This is a genomic window from Streptomyces viridosporus, assembly GCF_002078235.1.
GTDB lineage: Bacteria > Actinomycetota > Actinomycetes > Streptomycetales > Streptomycetaceae > Streptomyces > Streptomyces viridosporus.
On the sequence record NZ_MSGP01000143.1, the window covers coordinates 1 to 5,090 of the forward strand.

Genomic DNA, 5,090 nt, shown 5'->3' on the forward strand with positions numbered 1-5,090 from the left:
AAAGTTTCCTTTCCCGCGGGGCGGTCACTTGGTGATGTTCGGCGGGGGCAGCGGGGACGCGGCCATCGACTGCGGGGAGACCGTGCTCGCGTAGGCGGAGGGGGGAGCGACACCCGCCGTCGGGTCGGGGGCGGACGCCTCCACGTCCTCCGTGGCCGTGGCGCCGCCGACGATGCGGATGCCGGCCGCGTCGAGGGCGCGCTTGATGCGCCAGCGCAGCTCGCGCTCCACGGTCAGGGACTTGCCGGGCATCGTCTTCGCCGAGACGCGGACCACCATCGAGTCCAGCAGCACCGAGTCCAGGCCGAGGACCTCGACCGGGCTCCACAGGAGCTCGTTCCAGGGCTCCTCCTTGCTGGTCCGCTCGGCGACCTCGACGAGGACGGCCTTCACCTCGTCCAGGTCCTCGTCCGCGCGGACCGTGACGTCCACGTTGGCCGTCGCCCAGCCCTGGGAGAGGTTGCCTATGCGCTTGACCTCGCCGTTGCGGACGTACCAGATCTCGCCGTCGGCGCCGCGCAGCTTGGTCACCCGCAGCCCGACCTCGATGACCTCGCCGGAGGCCACGCCCGCGTCGACGGTGTCACCGACGCCGTACTGGTCCTCCAGGATCATGAAGACGCCGGAGAGGAAGTCCGTCACCAGGTTGCGCGCGCCGAAACCGATCGCCACGCCGGCGACACCGGCCGAGGCCAGCAGCGGGGCCAGGTTGATCTGGAAGGTGCCCAGTACCATCAGCGCGGCCGTGCCCAGGATCAGGAAGGACGCCACCGAGCGCAGCACCGAGCCGATCGCCTGCGAGCGCTGGCGCCGCCGCTCGGCGTTGACCAGCAGCCCGCCGAGCCCGCCGCCGTCCACGGCCTGGCCGGTCCTCGACATGCGGTCGACGAGCTTGGTGATCGCCCGCCGCACCACCACTCTCAGCACCGCCGCGATCACCACGATCAGCAGGACCCGGAGCCCTATCGCGAGCCACGTCGACCAGTTCTCCTCCACCCAGCCGGCGGCGTTGCTCGCGCTCTCCTGGGCGTCCTGGAGCGAGGGCACACGTGGTGTCGGGGAATCCGAGGGGGTGGGCGACGGGCCGTCGGCCGACAGGACGGCGGACAAGGACACGACAGGTACCTCCAAGTGCACGATCTGCCCCCCGGTGCGGCGGTCAAGGTCACGGGAAGGTCACCGGCACGGACAGAGTCACCACACTAACGGGGCATTGTGGGGGGATCCGCGTGATCTGTGAAGAAGAGACGGTCCTCACCTGCGCTTGAGCAGGCCATGATCCTGGGGAGGAATCCGGATGTGGTCGAAAACACTCCCAGCCCGTTACCGGGACATGGTGGCGCGTCCACCAGGCAGGAGAGGAAACTGACTACGGATCGTCCCGGCGCGAGCCACGCGCCGCCGGCGTACAAGGAGGCCGTCCGTGCCGCATGTCCTGGTCCTCAACGCGTCGTACGAGCCGCTCGGCGTCGTACCGCTCCGCCGCGCGCTGGTGCTCGTCCTCGAGAACAAGGCAGTCTGCCTCGAGGAGTCCGGCGCCTATCTGCACAGTGCCACCGTCACCGTCCCCGCACCCAGCGTGGTCCGGCTCAAACGTTTCGTGCGGGTCCCCTACCGGGGCCCCGTACCACTGACCCGCCGGGCGCTGTTCGCCCGCGACGGGGGCCGGTGCATGTACTGCGGTGGCGTCGCGACCAGCGTCGACCACGTCATCCCGCGCAGCCGCGGGGGCAAGCACGTCTGGGACAACGTGGTGGCCTCCTGCCGCCGCTGCAACCACGTGAAGGCCGACCGGCACCTGTTCGAACTGGGCTGGCGGCTGCGCCACAAGCCCGCTCCGCCCACCGGTCTGGCCTGGCGCATCATCGGCACCGGCCATCGGGACCCGCGCTGGCTGCCGTACCTGCAGCCGTACGGCGCGGACGACGCCCTGGCCCGGATCGACGGCATCTCCGCCTGACGAGGATCCGGGCCTTCGTACGGCCACGGGGGCACGTCGGCCCTCACCCGCCCGGCCCCGGGAGAACCCCCGTTCCCCCCGGGGCCGGGCGGGCCGTGGCGGGCGCCCGCGCGGTGCGTGGGTCAGGCGTGCCGCCCCTCGGGCCGCGCTCCGCGCACCACGTACAGCGCCGCACCCGCCGCCAGGAGCACGGCGGCGGTCACCCAGGCGGTGTGCTGCCCGGCCGGCTGCACCGGCCACGCCCAGACCGGGACCAGCCGGTCCCGCGCGTTCGCGGACCCCACGTACACGGCGCTGACGTAACCGAAGACCGGCAGCCAGCTCAGCCGGGCCCCCAGCAGGGCGGCCGCGCCGGCGCCGAGGCCCGCGCACCCCAGGGTGTTGCGGACCATGGCCGCGGGACCGAACGGGGAAGGGTGCCCGTACACGGTCGCCGCCAGCAGCACCGCGGCGCAGCCGGTCAGCGCCGTCAGGTGGACCAGGCGCCGGCGCCACCAGGGGCGCACGGCGGTGCGGTCCAGTTCGTCGGACGCGCTGTGCAGGCTCGTGCCGATCACCGCCGCCGCGAACAGCGGGGCCAGCGCGACGACCGGGACCTGCCGGGACGGGTCCAGGTACGCGTTCAGGTTCCGGGCTCCCAGGACGGCGAGCACGGTGGTCGCGCCGAGCACGAGCACGGTGCGCGGCAGGGTGCGCGAGCGGGCGTACAGCAGGGGACCGCGGGTCACAGGGCCGGCACCCCTTCCGCGCCGCACGCGTCCCGCGTCGCGAAGTACGACGACAGCCACGCGCGGCGTTCCTCGTCGCCCATCGACGCCAGGCGCTCGCGCGCCGCGAGCTTCGCCTCGAGTTCGGCGCGCGCGGCCGCACTCGACCGCGCCCGCCGGGCGTCGTCCTCGTCGAAGTGCCGCTGCAGCGGACTGGGGGCCAGGTAGTGCCTCACGGCCTCGTCCGTCCTGGCCACCCGCGGCGCCAGTTCCTCGCACTCCGCGCGGCCCTGCAACGTCACTCCCGCCGCCCACGCGTACTCCTCGGGGTCGGTGAGCCGTCCCCGTACGACGGTCCAGCCGATCGGTGTGATCATCGGCAGCTCCACCTCGTCCGGACCCGGCCGGCCCGGCCGGTCCTCGAAGCGCACCGGCAGGTTCTCCACGCCCTCCAGACGGTCGATCAGCCCGGACAGGGCGTCGGTGACCTGGGGGAGCAGGCCCTGGTAGCGGGCGTTCACACAGATCTGCGGAGTGGTGGAGGTGTCGCACACCTGGCGCCGGGCGAGCGGTGCGGTGGGCCACAGGCCGTCGCCGGTCTGGACGAGCAGTGCGCCGGCGGCGGTCGCGGCCACCAGCGGCAGCAGGGCGAGCGCACGGCGGCGCGCGGTGTACGCGAGGACCGCGGCGGCCGCGAGACCGCCCGTCCACACCGCCGTCGTCGGGGGCTGCCACCACACCGGTGCGGAGGCGGACGGGACGACGGTGAAGGGCGCCAGGTGACGGACGGATCCGTGGTTGCCGTACCCGGCGACGGCGAGCACGACGTACCCGGCCGCCGCCAGCAGCGGTGCCGCCAGCCGCCAGGCCACCAGGCGGCCCACGACCTGGCCGGCCAGTGCGGCGGACGCCAGGACGAGGGCGTCCGCGAGCGGCGTGCCGAAGTGGGGCCGGTCCCCCGTGGCGCAGTACCAGGTGGCGAGGAGTGCGAGCGCGGTCGCGACGGCGTAGCCGGCGACCAGCCACAGCGCGACCGGCAGGGCCGACGCGAGGAACACCGCCGTCCGGCCGCGCACGGCCGCCGCCAGCATCTCCTCCGTCCCGCGCCTGCGTTCCCGGCCGCCCTGCCAGCAGCCGGCCGCCAGGGCCAGCGGAACGCCGAGCAGGATCGCCGCCGCGTGCACCTGGTCGCGGGTCTCCGCCCAGCCGCCCTGCCACCGCTCCGACCCGGCCGCCAGCGCCGCCACGAGTACGAGCAGCATCGCCGCTCCGGCCCAGGGGGCGAAACCGCGCACGGCCTCCGCCCGCAGCGGGTGCCGGGCGAGGGGCGGGCGCGGCGATGCACCGCGCTCCCGGGGCGCCCGTTCCGTCAGGAGGGTCATCGGGTCGTCCCCCCGGAAGCCGACGGCCGGTCCGTCCGCGCGGTGGGTTCCGTCCGCGCGGTGGGTTCCGTCCGTTCGTCCGGCGCGCGGTGCGCCCGCAGGGCCGCCGTGTAGCCGCGCTCGATCGGGTGGTCGCCGGGACCGCCCGCCGACTCGCCGAGCGCGGCGAGCGACGCGGGCGTCCCCCGGTAGGCGACCCGGCCCGCGTCGACCAGGGTGACCTCCGTGCAGGCCGCCGCCACGTCCTCCACCAGGTGGGTGGAGACGACGACGGTGGACGAGGCGCCCAGCTCGCGCAGCAGCTCACGGAACTCCACGCGCTGCTCCGGGTCCAGGCCGGCGGTCGGCTCGTCGAGGAGCAGGACCTGCGGATCGTTCACCACGGCCTGCGCGATGCCGACCCGGCGGACCATGCCGCCGGACAGGCCGCGCACCTTCGCGTCGATGCGGTCGGCCAGGCCGACACGGGCGACGGCCCGCTCGACCGCGGCCGGGACGCGGTCCGCGGGCATCTCCTTCAGCCAGGCCACGTACGCGACGAACTCCCGCACCGTGAAGCCCGGGTAGTAGCCGAAGTCCTGCGGCAGGTAGCCGAGGTGCCGGCGGACCTCGCCGCGCCGCCGGTGGTCGCCGATGTCGTGGCCGAGGATCTCCACCCGGCCGCCGGCCGGTTCGGCGACCGTGGCGAGGACGCGGATCAGCGAGGTCTTGCCGGCGCCGTTCGGGCCGAGCAGACCGTGCACCCCGGTGCCGAAGTCCAGGTCCACCGAGTCCAGGGCGACGGTTCTGCGGTGCCGGACGCGCAGGCCGGCGATCCGGATCGCGGCGGCCGGCGTTCCGGGCGCGGGACGGGAGGCGGTGTACGGAGCCGTACTCAACTCTTCTCCAGGAAGTGGAAGGCGGGGCGGCGCGCGGCCAGCAGGGCGGCGCACAGGACGGCCGCGGCCGCCCAGCCGCCCTGCGCCGGGGCGCCATCGAGGTACCGGGACAGCCGCTCGCCCAGCTCGTCGGTGAGCCCGCCCGGTGCGGTGAGCACCGGGC

At 74.6% G+C, this 5,090-nt stretch carries 5 protein-coding genes; 1 reads left to right on the top strand and 4 read right to left on the bottom strand.

The window, feature by feature from the left end; all coding sequences use genetic code 11:
- Positions 1-24: 24 nt before the first annotated feature.
- Complete coding sequence (locus B7L92_RS10860; protein ID WP_081237221.1) at positions 25-1,116, bottom strand: mechanosensitive ion channel family protein; 1,092 nt, start codon at positions 1,114-1,116, stop codon at positions 25-27.
- 307 nt (positions 1,117-1,423) lie between these two features.
- On the opposite strand from B7L92_RS10860, the gene B7L92_RS10865 reads away from it, so the two are divergent.
- Positions 1,424-1,960: an HNH endonuclease gene (locus B7L92_RS10865; protein ID WP_081237222.1), complete on the top strand. Its 537-nt coding sequence runs from the start codon at positions 1,424-1,426 to the stop codon at positions 1,958-1,960.
- Positions 1,961-2,082: 122 nt separating this feature from the next.
- On the opposite strand, the gene B7L92_RS10870 is transcribed toward B7L92_RS10865, so the two are convergent.
- The 3 genes from B7L92_RS10870 to B7L92_RS10880 are packed head-to-tail and all read right to left on the bottom strand — an operon-like array spanning position 2,083 to position 4,864.
- Positions 2,083-2,688: a hypothetical protein gene (locus tag B7L92_RS10870; protein WP_081237223.1), complete on the bottom strand. Its 606-nt coding sequence runs from the start codon at positions 2,686-2,688 to the stop codon at positions 2,083-2,085.
- The gene (locus tag B7L92_RS10875) at positions 2,685-4,049 is read right to left on the bottom strand and encodes a hypothetical protein (RefSeq protein WP_081237224.1); all 1,365 of its coding nucleotides are present in this window, start codon (positions 4,047-4,049) and stop codon (positions 2,685-2,687) included. The genes B7L92_RS10870 and B7L92_RS10875 overlap by 4 nt, the downstream gene beginning before the upstream one ends.
- Positions 4,046-4,864, bottom strand: coding sequence for an ABC transporter ATP-binding protein (locus B7L92_RS10880; protein WP_255310859.1), 819 nt, complete (start codon positions 4,862-4,864; stop codon positions 4,046-4,048). The genes B7L92_RS10875 and B7L92_RS10880 overlap by 4 nt, the downstream gene beginning before the upstream one ends.
- Between the last annotated feature and the right edge of the window lie 226 nt (positions 4,865-5,090).

What these genes read in the sequence shown, in the direction of transcription:
- B7L92_RS10875 (WP_081237224.1), bottom strand. Translation starts at nt 4,049, where the DNA reads ATGACCCTCCTGACGGAACGGGCGCCCCGGGAGCGCGGTGCATCGCCG.